The 15,357-nt window shown below is 70.7% G+C and carries 16 protein-coding genes; 11 read left to right on the top strand and 5 right to left on the bottom strand.

The window, feature by feature from the left end; translation table 11 throughout:
• Positions 1-30 precede the first annotated feature (30 nt).
• Both FF100_RS17115 and FF100_RS17110 read left to right on the top strand, forming a co-directional pair.
• Positions 31-246, top strand: coding sequence for a hypothetical protein (locus tag FF100_RS17115; protein ID WP_139036897.1), 216 nt, complete (start codon positions 31-33; stop codon positions 244-246).
• A complete protein-coding gene (locus FF100_RS17110) occupies positions 243-803 on the top strand; it encodes a hypothetical protein (protein ID WP_139036896.1) in 561 nt (186 codons plus the stop codon). Before FF100_RS17115 ends, FF100_RS17110 begins: the two co-directional genes overlap by 4 nt.
• 159 nt (positions 804-962) lie before the next feature.
• Here the strand turns inward: FF100_RS17110 and FF100_RS17105 are convergent, their stop codons facing one another.
• Genes FF100_RS17105 through FF100_RS17095 form a run of 3 tightly spaced genes read right to left on the bottom strand, consistent with a single transcriptional unit; the run spans position 963 to position 3,083 of the window.
• Positions 963-1,577 carry an alpha/beta hydrolase gene (locus FF100_RS17105; protein WP_139036895.1) on the bottom strand — a complete coding sequence of 205 codons (615 nt, stop codon included), beginning with the start codon at positions 1,575-1,577 and terminating at the stop codon, positions 963-965.
• An 18-nt stretch (positions 1,578-1,595) separates the two neighbouring features.
• Positions 1,596-2,375: an HpcH/HpaI aldolase family protein gene (locus FF100_RS17100; RefSeq protein ID WP_139036894.1), complete on the bottom strand. Its 780-nt coding sequence runs from the start codon at positions 2,373-2,375 to the stop codon at positions 1,596-1,598.
• A 30-nt stretch (positions 2,376-2,405) separates the two neighbouring features.
• Positions 2,406-3,083, bottom strand: a complete 678-nt coding sequence (locus FF100_RS17095) for a glutathione S-transferase family protein (RefSeq protein WP_139036893.1) — start codon at positions 3,081-3,083, stop codon at positions 2,406-2,408.
• Between the two features lie 145 nt (positions 3,084-3,228).
• On the opposite strand from FF100_RS17095, the gene modB reads away from it, so the two are divergent.
• Both modB and modC read left to right on the top strand, forming a co-directional pair.
• On the top strand, positions 3,229-3,927 hold the full coding sequence (gene modB / locus FF100_RS17090) for a molybdate ABC transporter permease subunit (RefSeq protein ID WP_139036892.1): 699 nt from the start codon (positions 3,229-3,231) through the stop codon (positions 3,925-3,927).
• Between the two features lie 13 nt (positions 3,928-3,940).
• A complete protein-coding gene (modC, locus tag FF100_RS17085; protein ID WP_139036891.1) occupies positions 3,941-5,035 on the top strand; it encodes a molybdenum ABC transporter ATP-binding protein in 1,095 nt (364 codons plus the stop codon).
• Between the two features lie 460 nt (positions 5,036-5,495).
• On the opposite strand, the gene FF100_RS17080 is transcribed toward modC, so the two are convergent.
• The gene (locus FF100_RS17080; protein WP_139036890.1) at positions 5,496-6,212 is read right to left on the bottom strand and encodes a DUF4142 domain-containing protein; all 717 of its coding nucleotides are present in this window, start codon (positions 6,210-6,212) and stop codon (positions 5,496-5,498) included.
• 238 nt (positions 6,213-6,450) lie between these two features.
• Here FF100_RS17080 and FF100_RS17075 point away from each other — a divergent pair, with 238 nt between their 5' ends.
• From FF100_RS17075 to FF100_RS17045, 7 genes are all read left to right on the top strand, one after another.
• Positions 6,451-7,527: an acyltransferase family protein gene (locus tag FF100_RS17075; protein ID WP_246102132.1), complete on the top strand. Its 1,077-nt coding sequence runs from the start codon at positions 6,451-6,453 to the stop codon at positions 7,525-7,527.
• Between the two features lie 123 nt (positions 7,528-7,650).
• Positions 7,651-8,457, top strand: coding sequence for an ABC transporter ATP-binding protein (locus tag FF100_RS17070; protein ID WP_139036889.1), 807 nt, complete (start codon positions 7,651-7,653; stop codon positions 8,455-8,457).
• On the top strand, positions 8,450-9,199 hold the full coding sequence (locus FF100_RS17065) for an ABC transporter ATP-binding protein (RefSeq protein WP_139036888.1): 750 nt from the start codon (positions 8,450-8,452) through the stop codon (positions 9,197-9,199). Before FF100_RS17070 ends, FF100_RS17065 begins: the two co-directional genes overlap by 8 nt.
• Positions 9,199-10,431, top strand: a complete 1,233-nt coding sequence (locus FF100_RS17060; protein ID WP_139036887.1) for an ABC transporter substrate-binding protein — start codon at positions 9,199-9,201, stop codon at positions 10,429-10,431. Before FF100_RS17065 ends, FF100_RS17060 begins: the two co-directional genes overlap by 1 nt.
• 101 nt (positions 10,432-10,532) lie before the next feature.
• Positions 10,533-11,738, top strand: coding sequence for an ABC transporter substrate-binding protein (locus FF100_RS17055; protein ID WP_139036886.1), 1,206 nt, complete (start codon positions 10,533-10,535; stop codon positions 11,736-11,738).
• Positions 11,739-11,823: 85 nt separating this feature from the next.
• Positions 11,824-12,711 (top strand): branched-chain amino acid ABC transporter permease, encoded by an 888-nt coding sequence (locus FF100_RS17050; protein ID WP_139036885.1) that lies wholly within the window; start codon positions 11,824-11,826, stop codon positions 12,709-12,711.
• Between the two features lie 25 nt (positions 12,712-12,736).
• Complete coding sequence (locus FF100_RS17045; RefSeq protein WP_139036884.1) at positions 12,737-13,726, top strand: branched-chain amino acid ABC transporter permease; 990 nt, start codon at positions 12,737-12,739, stop codon at positions 13,724-13,726.
• A gap of 421 nt (positions 13,727-14,147) precedes the next feature.
• Here the strand turns inward: FF100_RS17045 and FF100_RS17040 are convergent, their stop codons facing one another.
• Positions 14,148-15,326: a TAXI family TRAP transporter solute-binding subunit gene (locus tag FF100_RS17040; protein WP_139036883.1), complete on the bottom strand. Its 1,179-nt coding sequence runs from the start codon at positions 15,324-15,326 to the stop codon at positions 14,148-14,150.
• Positions 15,327-15,357 lie beyond the last annotated feature (31 nt).

Here is a 15,357-nt window from a genome sequence, read left to right as displayed (position 1 = left end):
CGGCGGAATGAGAACGGGGCGGAGACAGCGATGAAAGCCTTCCTGGTCGCCGTGGCGGCGGCCCTGGTCCTGGCCACGGCGGCGAGCTTCCTGCTCGCCGAGAACCAGCGTTTCGCCTACCAGGCCTTCGCCACGTCCGGCGCCCGGGTCTCGGATCCGGGCAACAACCTCGTCGGCCCGCGTTGGACCGGCGACATCAAGGATCCCGGCCAGGGCGGCCACCACAAGGCGGAGACGGGCTCGTGAGCCGGACCAGCATCGTCATCCTCGCCGCCGCCGGCCTCGTCGCGTCCCTCGGCGCGGCCGAGGCCGCCGGCCCGCCGGCCAATCTGTGCCAGGAGCTCGTCGCCTTCGTGCACCCGAAGGCGCCGGACGCTCCCGCCGCCAGCGCTCCCCAGCCCGCCGCCGTCGCCGTATCGGCGCCCAAGCAGGGCGAGGCCCAGCAGCCGAGCGGCGGCGCCGGCGAGGTGCAGCAGAAATCGGGCCTGAGCGGCCCGGTGGCCCAGACCGGGCCCGGCGCCTCCGGCCCGCAGGGCCAGGCGCAGGCGCAATCCCAGGCTGCTCCTGCCCAAGCTGCCCCCGCGCAAGCCGCTCCTGCGCCGGCCGCCGCTGCCCCGGTCGCAGCGCCGGCGCCGAAGAAGCCGAGCCCGGAACAGATCGCGCAGGTCGATGCCGCGGCGGGCGCCAACGACATCCAGGCCTGTCGCGCGGCGGCACGGTCGATGCGCGTCGCGGGCGTGGTGATGCCGGCGCCGCTGATCGCGCTGGCGGCGCTCGATCCGAAGTTCTTCGCGGCGCCGTAACACGCGCTATGTCGTCCCGGGGTGTCCGGCTACGCCGAGCCCCGGGACGACGCGGAGGATTTCAGGTCCGTCGAGCAAGTCCTGCACGGCTCGGCAGCGTCACGCCAACGCCGGCTGCCGCTGTCTGTTTGGAAGACCTGTCCGAGTCACGGCGACAGGTCAGGGCCGCCCGGTCAGCCACGTCTTCGCCCGCACCAGATCCGCCTGCGACAGGCCGTGGCCGGCGGGCAGCACCTCGTGAGTGACCGTAGCGCCTGCCTGCTTCAGCATTCCTGCGAGGCGCGCGGCGTTGTCGCCCGGCACGATCGGGTCCATCCGGCCGGACAGGATCAGCACCGGCTCGCCAGTCAGGCGGGCCTCCGGCGGGTCGGAGAGCGGCACCATCGCCCGCAGCAGCACGGCACCGGCGAGCACGCCCGGGTGCAGCAGCATCAGCGCCGCCGCGATGTTGGCGCCGTTCGAGAAGCCGACGGCGAGCGGTGCGGCGATCCCGTACTCCGCCCGCGCGGCACTCACGAAGCCGGCAAGGTCGCCGGCCCGGCGCACCACGTCAGCCTCGTCGAACACGCCCTCGGCGAGGCGGCGGAAGAAGCGCGGCGCGCCGCCCTCCAGCACCTGGCCGCGGGGCGACAGCAGGGCCGCCCCGGGCGACAAGGCCCGGCCGAGGGGCAGGAGGTCGTCCTCGTCGCCCCCCGTGCCGTGCAGGAGCAGGAGCGGCACCGCCTCGGGCGTGGTCGCGGGCTCGTAACGGTGCTGGAACGACAGGGCGGCCATGGATGTCTCCGGGAGGATCTAAGCGTCGAACAGCTTGGCGCCGAACAGCGTGGCGACCCGCTGGGTCTCGCGGGCGAGCAGGAAGGCGTCGCCGGCCACCGCGACGAAGCCGAAGCCGGCCTCGAAATCAGCTTTGGCCGACGCCTCGTTGAAATCGAGCAGGCCCGCCGCCTTGCCGGCCGCGCGGATGCGCGGCAAGGCCGCGGCGATCGCCTCGCGCACCGGGACCGCATTGGGCTGGCCGAGATGGCCCATGCTGGCGGCGAGGTCGTTCGGGCCGATGAACACGCCGTCGACCCCCTCCACCGCGGCGATCTCGCCGGCCGCCTCCAGCGCCTCCTGCGTCTCGACCTGCACCACGACGCAGACCTCGTCGCCCGAGCGGTTATGGTAGTCCGGGCGCAGGCCGTAGCCGGTCGCCCGCGAGGTGCCGGCAAAGCCCCGGATGCCGTGCGGGGGATAGCGCGTCGCCGCGACGGCCCGGCGCGCCTCCTCGGCAGTCTGCACGAACGGGAACATCAGCGACCGGGCGCCCTGGTCGAGCAGGCGCTTGACCATCACCGGCTCGTTCCACGGCACCCGCACCACCGGCTCGGCGGTGCCGCCCTCCGCCGCCCGCAGGTGGTCGACGACCTGGATCAGGTCATTGGGCGAATGCTCCATGTCGATGAGCATCCAGGCGAAGCCGGCCCCGGCGGCGAGCTCGGTGATGCCGGGCGAGCCGGTGGTCATCCACAGGCCGGCCTGGGGCCGGTTCTCGGCGAGGCCGCGCTTGAACGGGTTGTCGAACGATTTCATGGCATGTTCCTCCCTGTCCTTGGTCGCGGCTCAGGCGGCCGGCTTGATATGCTTGAACATGTGCCCCCGCGCCTCGGCATCCAGCTCGGCCTTGAAGGGGAAGCGATCCTTCAGGGCGATCGCCCGGGCGGCGGCGGGGCGCGCCGCGATGGCGTCGTGGTGGCGCTTCAGGTTCGGGAACGCGTCGAAGGCGCCCTCGCCGAGGATGAAGGGCAGCATCCGGGACCAGCCCCAGACCGCCATGTCGACGATGCCGTAGGCCTCGCCCACCATCCACTCGCGCTCGGCGAGGTGCCGGTCGAGCACGCCGTAATGGCGCTTCGCCTCGTACTGATAGCGGTCGTTGGCGTAGGGGACTTTCTCCGGGGCGAAATTGCGGAAATGCACCGCCTGGCCCGAGAACGGCCCGATCCCGGTCGCCACGAACATCAGCCAGGACAGGAGCTGAGCCCGTTCCACAGCCGGGGCCAGGAACTGGCCGGTCTTCTCGGCGAGGTAGAGCAGGATCGCGTTCGAATCGAACACGGTCGTCCCATCATCGACGATCACCGGCACCTTGCCGTTGGGGTTCAGCGCCACGAACTCGGGCGCGAACTGCTCGCCCTTGCGGGTGTCCACGGCCACCGGCTCGTACGCGAGACCCGCCTCCTCCAGGAAGAGCGCGACCTTGGTCGGGTTGGGCGAGCCGTTGAAGTAGAAGGTGATCATCCGGGCCTCCACCTGTCGGGGTTGGATGCTCCTGAGTGGCCCCGGACGCACCCGGGGATCAATCGGCAGGTTCGAAACCCAGCGTTGCCGCACGGGGCCTGGACTCCGGGCGCGGATCCGCCATGGTGCGGGATCTGACCGCCGGATGACCCCGCCCCTGTTCCTCACCCCCGACGAGTGGAGTGCGCTCCGGCTCAGCCTGCTGGTGGCGAGCGTGGCGACCCTGGCGAGCCTGCTGCCGGGGCTCGGCATCGCCTATTTGCTGGCCCGCCGCGAGTTCCGCGGCCGGGCCATCCTCGACGGGCTGGTGCACCTGCCGCTGATCCTGCCGCCGGTGGTCACCGGTTACCTGCTGCTCCTCGCCTTCGGGCGCCGCGGGTGGTTCGGGCCGGCGCTCGCCGAATTGGGCATCGTGTTCTCGTTCCGCTGGACCGGGGCGGCGCTCGCCTGCGCGGTGATGGGCTTCCCGCTGATGGTACGGGCGATGCGGCTGTCCTTCGAGGCGGTCGACCGCAAGCTGGAACAGGCGGCCGGCACGCTGGGAGCCCCACCCCTCGCGGTGTTCCTCATCGTCACGCTGCCGCTGGCACTGCCGGGGATCCTCGCCGGGGCGGTGCTGGCCTTCGCCAAGGCGATGGGGGAGTTCGGCGCCACCATCACCTTCGTGTCGAACATCCCGGGCGAGACCCAGACCCTGCCGGCGGCGATCTACACCCTCACCCAGGTGCCGGGGGGCGAGGCCGGGGCGCTGCGCCTCACCCTGGTCTCGGTCGCCCTGTCGATGGCCGCGCTGATCGCCTCGGAATGGCTCGCCCGGCGGGCGAGGGGGCGGCTCGAGGCATGACGGGGCTCCCGGCATGATCGAGGTCGCGGTCCGCCACACCCGCGGCGCCTTCTCGCTCGACGCCGCCTTCGCGGCGGAAGGCCGGGTCACCGCCCTGTTCGGCCGCTCCGGCTCGGGCAAGTCGACCCTCGTCGACGTGATCGCCGGGCTGGTGCGGCCGGATCACGGGCGGATCGTGGTCGACGGCGTCACCCTCCTCGACACGGAAGCGCGCCTCCGGGTGCCGGTGCACCGGCGCCGCATCGGCTACGTCTTCCAGGAGGCGCGCCTCATGCCGCATCTCACCGTGCGCCAGAACCTGCTGTTCGGGCGCTGGTTCTCCCGCGACCGCGACGGGGGTCCGGGCCTCGCGGCGGTGGCCGATCTCCTGGGCCTCGCCGCCCTGCTCGAGCGGCGGCCGGCCGGGCTCTCGGGTGGCGAGCGCCAGCGGGTGGCGATCGGCCGGGCGCTGCTCGCCCGACCGCGGCTGCTGCTGATGGACGAGCCGCTCTCGGCCCTCGACGAGGCGCGCAAGGCCGAGATCCTGCCCTACGTGGCGCGCCTGCGCGACGAGGCGCGGGTGCCGATCGTCTATGTCAGCCATGCGGTCGCCGAGGTGGCGCGCCTCGCCGACACGGTGGTGGTGCTCGACCAGGGACGGGTCGCCGCCTGCGGCCCCGCTGCCGAGGTCCTGCGCCGGGGCGCCCTGTTCCCCGGCCGCGACACGGCGGAGACCGGCGCCTTGCTGCAGATGCGGGTCGCCGCCCATGACGATGCCTTCGGCCTCACCCATCTCGACGGCGCGCCCGGCCGCCTGACCGTCCCGTCCCTCCCCCTGCCGGCGGGGGCGAGCGTGCGGATCCGGGTGCGGGCCCGCGACGTGCTGGTGGCGCGGGAGGCCCCACGGGCTTTGAGCGCCCGCAACGTCCTCTCCGGCACCGTGACCGCCGTCACGCCGGGGGCCGGCGCCCACGCCCGGGTCGAGATCGCCTGCGGCGAGGCGAGCCTCGTCGCCGAGGTGACGCGGCTCGCGGTTCACGACCTCGCCCTGGCGCCGGGCCTGTCGGTGCTGGCGATCGTGAAGAGCGTCGCGTTCGACGAGGAGACGATCGGGGTGGTCGAGATCTGACGGTGGGCGTCGCCCACCGGGTCGGACGAGGGAAAGGCGATTGCCCAAGCGGTCGCCAGGATCTCACCGTCGGGCGGACATCGTCCCGGCCGCGAGGGCCTGTGTCGCGCGAGCCTGCGACCGCGTTCGCCGAAACCCGAAACAGGCTGGGGCAGGCATGGCCGGGAGGGCGGTGCAGGATGCGAACGGGTTTCCCATCGCCGCCAGCACCGCGCAAAAAACCCGACCGGATCGTCTCTGACCGTCGTGATAGGGTTCGTGGAGCGATGAGATTCCGCTCACAAGAGGGCTCGCGGGCGGCCATCCGCTTGGACGCTGGGCGCAGTCTCTGTGGCCTTCAAACGACGCGGACCGGTTTTTGCCGCGCGTTCGTGGAGAGATCCGGCAATCCGGTACCGTGGAAAACGGAAACGGCGGGCCCTCCGGCCCGCCGCTCCGTCACCTCAGCGTGCCGCTCCGTTCAGCGGGCGCCCGGCAGACGCTGGGCCTGCGCCAGATGCTGCTGCATCACCGGCAGGGCCTGCTGCACGTACGACCGGAGGGCCGGGTTCGGGCCCGACTGGGCGTAAGCCTGGTAGTTGGCGACGGTCATGCCATGGGCCTGCACCTGCATGCGGGCGTAGGTGCGGTCGAAGGCCGGGCCGGCCGGGGTGTCGGCGAGCTCGGCGAGCATCGCCTGCTGCTGCGGGCTCAGGGGAACCGCCTGGGTGGCCGCCGTGGTGGTCACGTCGCCGTCGAAATCGACCGCGTTCGCACCCATCCGGGCACCCCGGGCCGCGCCGGCGCCGAGGCCCTCGAGGCCGCCGACCGGGCCGCCCTGCAGGGTGCCGCCGACCACGCCGGCCGCCGCGCCGGTGGCCGCGCCGACCGCGCCGCCGGCGATGGCGAAGGGCGCCTCGATCAACCCGCCGATGCCCTCACCGGTGCCGCGGGCCACGTTCTCACGCCCGCCGAGCAGCGCGACGTTGGCGGCGCGGTGGTCACGGATCATCTCGCGGGCGTAATCGCGGATCCGCGGGTTGCGCGACTTGTCGAGCGCGATCTGGCTCGACTTCACCTCGAACGCGTTCGACATCAGCGCCATCGAGCGGAACTCGTTGAAGTTGCCGATCTGCTGCGCAAAGGCCGGGGTCGCGAGCGCAACGGCGAGGCCGGTCAGGGCAACGAGCTTCTTCATCGGTGATCTCCTAGAAATCTATTCTTGAGCGTCGGGCCCGGTCATCGACCGAATATCAAGGCGTTCGTTCGGGACGCCTTGGCAGGACGCTTTCGGTGCGGACAACGAGCTTTCGCGAGCATTGTTCCCATCGTTGCGTCATCAGCTTGCCTGCATGCGCTGGCCGGATCGCGGGCCCTTCCGGTATGACGGGGGCCTGACGCGCCGGACGGTCCGGGTGCGATCGCGACCGAGCCCCGTGACACGTCCCGCCCCCCTGCCGCTGATCCAGGTCCTGCGAGGGCTGGCCGCCCTGATGGTCGCCGCCGGCCACGCACAGTTCGAGGCTGCGGGTCTCGCCGCCCGGGCGGGCCTGCCCTTCGCGCCGGCTGCCTGGCTGCCCTGGCCGGCGGGGGTCGACGTGTTCTTCGTGATGTCCGGCTTCATCATCGTGCACGCGTCCGCCCCGTTGCACGGGCGGACCGACGCGCGGCGGGTCTTCCTCGGCCACCGCATCGCCCGGGTGGTGCCGCTCTACTGGCTCGCCACCACGCTCACCCTCGCGCTGGTCTGGCTCAGGCCCGGCCTCGTCGGCACCGGCACGGAGGGGCCGCTCTCCGTCGTCGCTTCCTACCTGTTCTGGCCGATGGCCCGGGCCGACGGGACGGTGCTGCCGCTCTACTCGCTCGGATGGACGCTCAATTACGAGATGGCGTTCTACGTCCTCTTCGCCCTCGTCCTGCCGTGGGGCCGGCGGGGGGCCGTGCTCGGCGTGGTCGCGCTCCTCGCCGCTCTCGTCCTCGTCGGCGCGATCGTCCGGCCCCTGCCGGTGCCGCTGGCCTTCTGGGGCGATCCGATCGTCCTCGAATTCGCCTGCGGCGCCGGCCTCGCCCTGGCGCGGCAGGAGGGCCTGCGGCTGCCGGGACCGGCGCGCCTCGCCCTGGCCGTCGCGGGCCTCGTCCTCCTGTCGCTCGCCGGCGAGGCGCCCGCCCTCCCCCGCTTCATCGCCTGGGGCGGGCCCGCCCTCCTTCTGGTCGCCGCGACCGCGCTCGGGAAGGCCGGCGCCGCGACCCGCGCGCTCCACCCGGCGATCGTGCTGGGAGACGCGTCCTACGCACTCTATCTCGCTCATCCCTTCGTCGTACGGGGGCTGCGCGTCGTCGCCGAAGCGACCGGCCTCGCGGCGATCCTCGGGCCCGGGCCGCTGGTGCTCCTGATGCTCGCCGCCTCGGCCGCCGCGGCGATCCTGCTGCACCGCCTCGTCGAACGCCGCCTCACCCGCACCGCCCGGGCGGTGCTCACGCCGACCGCCGATCCGGCGGTGAATAAGACCTAACAGGCCCGGATCCACCCTCGCGGAGGCGGCTTCGACCCGTTGACACTCTGTCAGCGGCATGCTGTTTCGCTATGCGATACGCGCATAAGCGCGAGCGAGGAAACGCAGGGGTGACGCGCCGACATGGCCCAACCGACCACCCACGCCGAGGGACGCGCCCGACCGGGTGCTGACGGCCGGGACATCGTCCTGTCCACCGAGGGGTTGACCAAGGAGTTCAAGGGCTTTCGCGCCGTGAACGGCGTGACGCTCGAGGTGACGCGCGGCACCATCCACGCGCTGATCGGCCCGAACGGCGCCGGCAAGACGACCTGCTTCAACCTGTTGACGAAGTTCCTGACGCCGTCGGCGGGCTCGATCCGCTACAACGGCCGCGACATTACCGGCATGAAGCCGGCGGATGTGGCCCGGCTCGGCCTGGTGCGCTCGTTCCAGATCTCGGCGGTCTTCCCGCACCTGACCGTCAAGGAGAACGTCCGCATCGCCCTGCAGCGGCGCAAGCGCGGCGACTCGTTCGACTTCTGGCGCTCCGAGACGGTGCTGCGGGCCCTCAACCAGGAGGCGCTGGCGCTCGTCGAGGCGGTCGGCCTGTCGGACTTCGCCGAGGTGCCGGCGGTCGAGCTGTCCTACGGCCGCAAGCGGGCGCTCGAGATCGCCACCACCCTGGCGCTCGAGCCCGAGATGCTGCTGCTCGACGAGCCGATGGCCGGCATGGGCCACGAGGACGTCGACCGGACCGCGGCGCTGATCCGCCGGGTCTCGAAGAACCGCACCATCCTGATGGTCGAGCACAACCTGTCGGTGGTCGCCTCGCTGTCCGACCGCATCACCGTGCTGGCGCGCGGCCAGGTGCTGGCAGAGGGCGACTACGCCACCGTGTCGAAGGATCCCCGCGTGGTCGAAGCCTATATCGGAGCCGGTCATGGCTGAGGCGGTGATGACGAAGCCGGCCCCGCAGGCATCCGCGGGCACCGCCCCCCTCCTCGCGGTGCAGGGGCTCGAGGGCTGGTACGGCGAGAGCCACGTGCTGCACGGCGTCACCTTCGACGTGAAGCCCGGCGAGGTGGTGACGCTGCTCGGCCGCAACGGCGCCGGCAAGACCACGACGCTCCGCGCGATCATCGGCATCCTCGGCAAGCGCAAGGGCTCGATCCGCTACGACGGCGCCGAGACCATCGCCATGGCCTCGCGCAACATCGCCAAGCTGGGCCTCGGCTACGTGCCGGAGGAGCGCGGCATCTTCTCGAGCCTGTCGGTCTACGAGAACCTGATGCTGCCGCCGCGGGTGAAGCCCGGCGGGATGACGGTCGAGCAGATCTACACCCTGTTCCCGAACCTCAAGGAGCGCTCGGGCAGCCAGGGCACCAAGCTCTCGGGCGGCGAGCAGCAGATGCTCGCCATCGGCCGCATCCTGCGCACCGGGGCCAAGCTGATCCTGCTCGACGAGCCGACCGAGGGCCTCGCCCCGGTCATCGTGCAGCAGATCGGCCGGACCATCGCCCGGCTGAAGACCGAGGGCTACACGATCGTGCTGGTCGAGCAGAATTTCCGCTTCGCCCAGACCGTGGCCGACCGGCATTTCGTGGTCGAGCAGGGCCGGGTGGTCGACATGATCCCCAACGCCGAGCTCGACGCCAACATCGACAAGCTGCACACCTATCTCGGGGTCTGATGCGGCCGCGGATCCTCCTCACGGCCCTGCTGGCGGGCTTCGCGCCGGGTGTGGCAGCGCTTGCGGACACGCCGGTGAAGATCGGCGTGCTGAACGACCGCTCGGGCGTCTATGCCGACATCTCGGGCGAGGGTTCGGTCGTCGCCGCCCGCATGGCCGTGGAAGATTTCCGCGCGAAGGGCCACGCTCTCGCCGTCGAGATCGTGGCCGGCGACCACCAGAACAAGCCGAATGTCGGCGCGGCGCTCGCCCGGGTCTGGTACGACCGGGAGGGGGTCGACGCGATCTTCGACGTGCCGACCTCGTCGGTGGCGCTCGCGGTCCATCAGGTCACCCGCGAGAAGAACAAGGTCTTCGTCGATTCCGGCGCCGGCACGGCGGATCTCACCGGCCCGGATTGCTCGCCCAACACCGTGCACTGGACCTTCGACACGGTGGCGCTCGCGAACGGCACCGGCGGCGCGATGGTCAAGCGCGGCGGCGACACCTGGTTCTTCGTCACCGCCGACTACGCCTTCGGCGAGGCGGTGCAGCGCGACACCACGGCGCTGATCCTGCGCAACGGCGGCAAGGTGCTCGGCGGCGTCAAGACGCCGTTCCCGGCCTCGGACTTCGCACCGTCCTTGCGCCAGGCGCAAGCCTCTGGCGCCAAGGTGATCGGGCTCGCCAATGCCGGCGGCGACACGATCGGCGCTGTGCGGGAGGCCGCGCGGCTGAGGCTCACGGAGGGCGGCCAGGCGCTTGCCGGCCTGCTGATCTTCTCCTCGGACATCCATGCCCTGACCCCGAAGGTGGCGCAGGGCCTGGTGCTGACCGAGCCGTTCTACTGGGACCTCAACGACGCCACCCGGACCTTCTCCGACCGCTTCGCCCGCCGTTTCGGGGGGCGCAAGCCGACCGCCGCCCAGGCCGGCGTCTATGCCGGCGTGCTGCATTACCTCAAGGCTGTGTCCGCCCTGCGGACGGCCGCCGATGGGGCCAAGGTGGTGGCGAAGATGAAGGAGATCCCGACCGACGACCCGCTGTTCGGCAAGGGCACGATCCGGGCCGACGGCCGCAAGATCCACGACATGTACCTGTTCGAGGTCAAGAAGCCCACCGATTCCAGGGGCGAATGGGACCTCTACCGGACGCTGGCGACCATCCCCGGCAGCGAGGCCTTCCGGCCTCTCGACCAGGGCGGCTGCCCGCTCGCGATGCGGGCGGCGCGGGCGGAGGACGCCAAGCCATAACCCCGAGAAGCGGGCGCGCGGCCTCGTCGCCGCGCGAAAGCCTGCCCGGATCTCATCGCATTGGCCGCCGCATGCGCGCGGCATCACAGGGAGGATGTTTGATGCTGAAACGGTTGTTGCTCGCCAGTGCCCTCTGCGCCGTCGCCGCCGGTCAGGCGGTCGCGCAGACGCCGGTGAAGATCGGCGTGCTGAACGACCGCTCGGGCGTCTATGCCGACATCTCGGGCGAGGGCTCGGTCGCCGCCGCCCGCATGGCGGTGGAGGACTTCAAGGCCGCCGAAAAGGGCCTGAAGGTCGAGATCGTCGCCGCCGACCACCAGAACAAGCCGGATGTCGGCGCCTCGATCGCCCGGCAATGGTACGACCGCGACGGCGTCGACGCGATCTTCGACGTCCCGACCTCGTCGGTGGCGCTCGCCATCAACCAGGTCACCCGCGAGAAGAACAAGGCCTTCATCAATTCGGGCGCCGGCACCGCCGACCTCACCGGGCCGCAATGCTCGCCCAACACCGTGCACTGGACCTACGACACGGTGGCGCTGGCCAACGGCACCGGCGGCGCGATGGTCAAGCGCGGCGGCAATACCTGGTTCTTCCTCACCGCCGATTACGCCTTCGGCCAGGCCCTGCAGCGCGACACCACCGAGGTCGTCAACAAGAACGGCGGCAAGGTGATCGGCGCGGTCAAGACGCCGTTCCCGACCGCCGACTTCTCGTCGTTCCTGCTCCAGGCGCAGGGGTCCGGCGCCAAGGTGATCGGGCTCGCCAATGCCGGCGGCGACACCATCAACGCCATCAAGCAGGCGGCGGAGTTCGGCATCACCGAGGGCGGCCAGGCCATCGCCGGCCTGCTGATCTTCTCCTCGGACATCCACGCCCTGACCCCGAAGGTGGCGCAGGGCCTGGTGCTGACCGAGCCGTTCTACTGGGATCTCAACGACGCCACCCGGACCTTCTCCGACCGCTTCGCCAAGCAGGCCGGCGGCAAGAAGCCGACCGCCGTGCAGGCCGGCGTCTATGCCGGCGTGATCCACTACCTCAAGGCCGTCGAGGCCCTGAAGGCGTCCGGCGACGGAGCCAAGGTGGTGGCGAAGATGAAGGAGATCCCGACCGACGACCCGCTGTTCGGCAAGGGCACGATCCGCGCCGACGGCCGCAAGATCCACGACATGTACCTGTTCGAGGTCAAGAAGCCGGCCGAGTCGAAGGGCCCGTGGGACCTCTACAAGACGCTGGCGACGATCCCCGGCAACGAGGCGTTCCGGCCGCTCGGCCAGGGCAATTGCCCGCTGGTGAACAAGAGCTAACAATCGACCACCCGGCGGCGCGCCTCGACGCGCCGCCGGTTCGAACCCGAACCCGGCCCGGTCCCCACGCGAGTCGCCAGACCCCATGCCCACGATCCTCGGCGTCCCCATGCAGGCGCTCTTCGGCCAGCTCCTGCTCGGCCTCATCAACGGCTCGTTCTACGCCATCCTGTCGCTCGGGCTGGCGATCATCTTCGGCCTGTTGAACATCATCAACTTCACCCACGGCGCGCAGTACATGATGGGCGCCTTCGTCGCCTGGATGATGCTGAACTACGCCGGCCTCGGCTACTGGTGGGCGCTGCTGCTGGCGCCGATCGTCGTCGGCATCTTCGGGGTGATCCTCGAACGGCTCTTGATCTCGCGGCTCTACAAGCTCGATCACCTCTACGGCCTGCTGCTGACCTTCGGCCTGGCGCTGATCATCCAGGGCCTGTTCCGCAACGAGTACGGCGTCTCGGGCCTGCCCTACGCGATCCCGTCCGAACTGTCGGGCGGCCAGCGCCTGCCGTTCATGTTCCTGCCGAACTATCGCGGCTGGGTCGTGGTCGCCTCGCTCGTCGTCTGCGTCGCCACCTGGCTCGTCATCGAGAAGACCAAGCTCGGCGCGTACCTGCGGGCCGCGACCGAGAACCCGACCCTGGTCCAGGCCTTCGGCGTCAACGTGCCCCTGCTGCTGACCCTCACCTACGGCTTCGGCGTGGCGCTCGCCGCCTTCGCGGGCGTGCTCGCCGCCCCGGTCTACTCGGTGAACCCCAACATGGGCGCCGACATCATCATCGTGGTGTTCGCGGTCGTGGTGATCGGCGGCATGGGCTCGATCCTCGGCTCGATCGTCACCGGCTTCGCCCTCGGCCTCGTCGAGGGCCTGACCAAGGTGTTCTACCCGGAAGCCTCCTCGACCGTGATCTTCGTCATCATGGTGCTGGTGCTGCTGGTGAAGCCCGCCGGCCTGTTCGGCCGCACCGCCTGACCGCCTCGCTGAAGGAACGATTGCCATGTCCTCCGCCGCGGCGTCCGCCGACGCCACCCCGATCGCCGCCGTCATGCCCGAGGGCAAGGACGTGAAGGCCTTTCACCGCCTGGTCTTCGTCATCATCGCGGTCCTGCTCGCGGTGCTGCCGTTCATCCTCTATCCCGTCTTCCTGATGAAGGTTTTGTGCTTCGCGCTGTTCGCGCTGGCCTTCAACCTGCTGCTCGGCTATGGCGGCCTCCTGTCCTTCGGCCACGCCGCCTATTTCGGCATGGCGAGCTACATCACCGCCTACACGGCCAAGTACTGGGGCCTGACCCCGGAACTCGCCATCCTCGGCGGCACCGTGGTGGCGGCCCTGCTCGGTCTCGTCTTCGGCGCGCTCGCCATCCGCCGCCAGGGCATCTACTTCTCGATGATCACCCTGGCGCTCGCCCAGATGGTGTTCTTCTTCTCGCTCCAGGCGAAGTTCACCGGCGGCGAGGACGGCATCCAGGCGGTGCCGCGCGGCCACCTGTTCGGGGTGATCAGCCTCGCCGACGACCGGGTGCTCTACGCCCTCGTCGCGGTGATCTTCTTCCTCGGGCTGCTGCTGATCTACCGCATCATCCACTCGCCGTTCGGCCAGGTGCTGAAGGCGATCCGCGACAACGAGCCCCGCGCGATCTCGCTCGGCTACCGCGCCAACCAGTACAAGCTCGCGGTCTTCGTGCTCTCCACGACGCTGGCGGGCCTCGCCGGCTCGACCAAGGCGATCGTGTTCCAGCTCGCCTCGCTCACCGACGTGCACTGGTCGATGTCGGGCGAGGTGGTGCTGATGACGCTGGTCGGCGGCATGGGCACGGTGTTCGGCCCGATCCTCGGCTCCTTCGTCATCATCGCGATGGAGAACTACCTGGCGCAGTTCGGCGCCTGGGTGACGATCATCCAGGGCGTGGTGTTCGTGGTCTGCGTGCTGGTGTTCCGCGAGGGAATCCTGGGGCTGGTGGCCCGGATGCTGAAGCGGCCGCTCTAGCTGTATCCGGCTCGGAACGAAGGCGGCGCCGGTCCTGCGATGGGCCGGCGCCGTCGTTGTCGGGAGAGGCCTCGGCGTTCTGTGAATGCGAGCGTCAGCGAGGTCGATGAGCCGCTCATCGTAAGACGCCCCCTTTCCCGGACGACTGGAGCGTCAGCGAAAGGAGATCCGGGATCCAGCGCGAGAAATCGCGAAGCGTCCGCACTTCTGCAACGGTGCAGCATTCAGAGCCGCTTCGCGGCACTTATCTCCTGGATCCCGGATCTCTTTCCACTTCGTTCCGGTCGTCCGGGAAAGGGGGAGGTTACGAGGCGCAGAAGTCGTAGAACATATTCTGCCTCGGGCGACGGAATCGATACCCCCGATGTCATTCCGCAGCAGCGGAACGGAACTCGGGATGACGGAGAGGGCGTCAGACCCCTCACCGCCCCCGCCCGTCGCGCCACTTCAGGAACTCCTGATACAGCTGGTCGCGGTCGACCTCGCTCGCTCCCCGGCGCTGGCCGAGGAACTGCGCCACCTCGCCGGGCGCCGCCGCGAGCTTCGGCGCCTGTCCGCCGCGATGCTCCAGCCAGTCCTTCGCCGCGGGGAAGCGGGGCCAGTCGGGCACCTCGGCGGACAGATTGACCTCGCGCCATTTCGGATGCCGCGGCGGTTTCAGGAACGCGTCGTACCGACTGAAGAAGGCGTCGACGAAGCGGGCGATGCGATTGTAGCGCTCGCTGCCCTTCGGCCAGTTATAGGCTCCCAGGATGGTGCCGACCGCGAGCGTGCGCACCGGCGCGCCCTCGGAGGCGAGGAGCGGGTAATCGGCATGGGTCAGCTCGGCCGGCATGTAGCTCTCGGCCGCGCCGCCCGCGAAGGGCACGTCGAGCAGGCGGAAGCGGTCGCCGCCCTGGAACTCGGCCAGCACCGCCACGGGCTTGGCCGCCACCGAGACCATCGCGGCGATCTCGCCGCGCTCCAGCATCGCCAGGGCCGTCGGCTGGTCGACATTGACCGGATCGACCGCGAGGCCGAGCCCGGCGAACATCGCCCGACCGGACACGTCGGTGCCGCTGCCGCGCACGTCGAAGCTCACCTTCCGGCCGGCGAGCTGGCGGATGTCGGTCACGTCCCGGCCGGCGACGACGTGCAGCTCGTCGTTGAACAGCCGGGCGATATACGCGATGTGCGACCGGGCGTTGCCGACCCGCTTGTCCTTGCGCAGCTGGTCGAGGGAATCGGTGCGCACGAAGCCGATGTCGATGCCGCGCAGGTAGCGCAGGTCGTAGGCGTTCTGCCCGGCCCCCTTGCCCATCACCGGCAGCACCCGCAGGTCGTCGACGCCGTCGAGCACGAAGGCGAGGTCGCTCGCCATGCGGAAATAGGTGCCGCCGGGGGTGCCGGAGATCACCGCCACCGTGTTGGCGTTGAGGTGGCTGCCGAGCGCGACATCCTCGGCGGTCTCCCGCAGGGCGGGTGCGCGCGGCGGGGGCGCGGCGGCCCGGGCGGGCCGGGCGGGTGCCGGCGCCGCGGGGCCGTCGACGGGCTGCGCCCCGGCCTGCGCGACGGTCCAGGGGAGAAGGAGAGCGAGCCAGAAGGCGGCGCGGGTCGTCATGAGTCTCGTCCCTCGCGTCGGATTGCTTGCC

The sequence above is a fragment of the Methylobacterium terricola genome, from assembly GCF_006151805.1.
Taxonomy (GTDB): Bacteria; Pseudomonadota; Alphaproteobacteria; order Rhizobiales; family Beijerinckiaceae; genus Methylobacterium; species Methylobacterium terricola.
The sequence above is the reverse complement of the archived record's forward strand: the minus strand, read 5'-3'. Positions and strand labels throughout refer to the sequence as shown.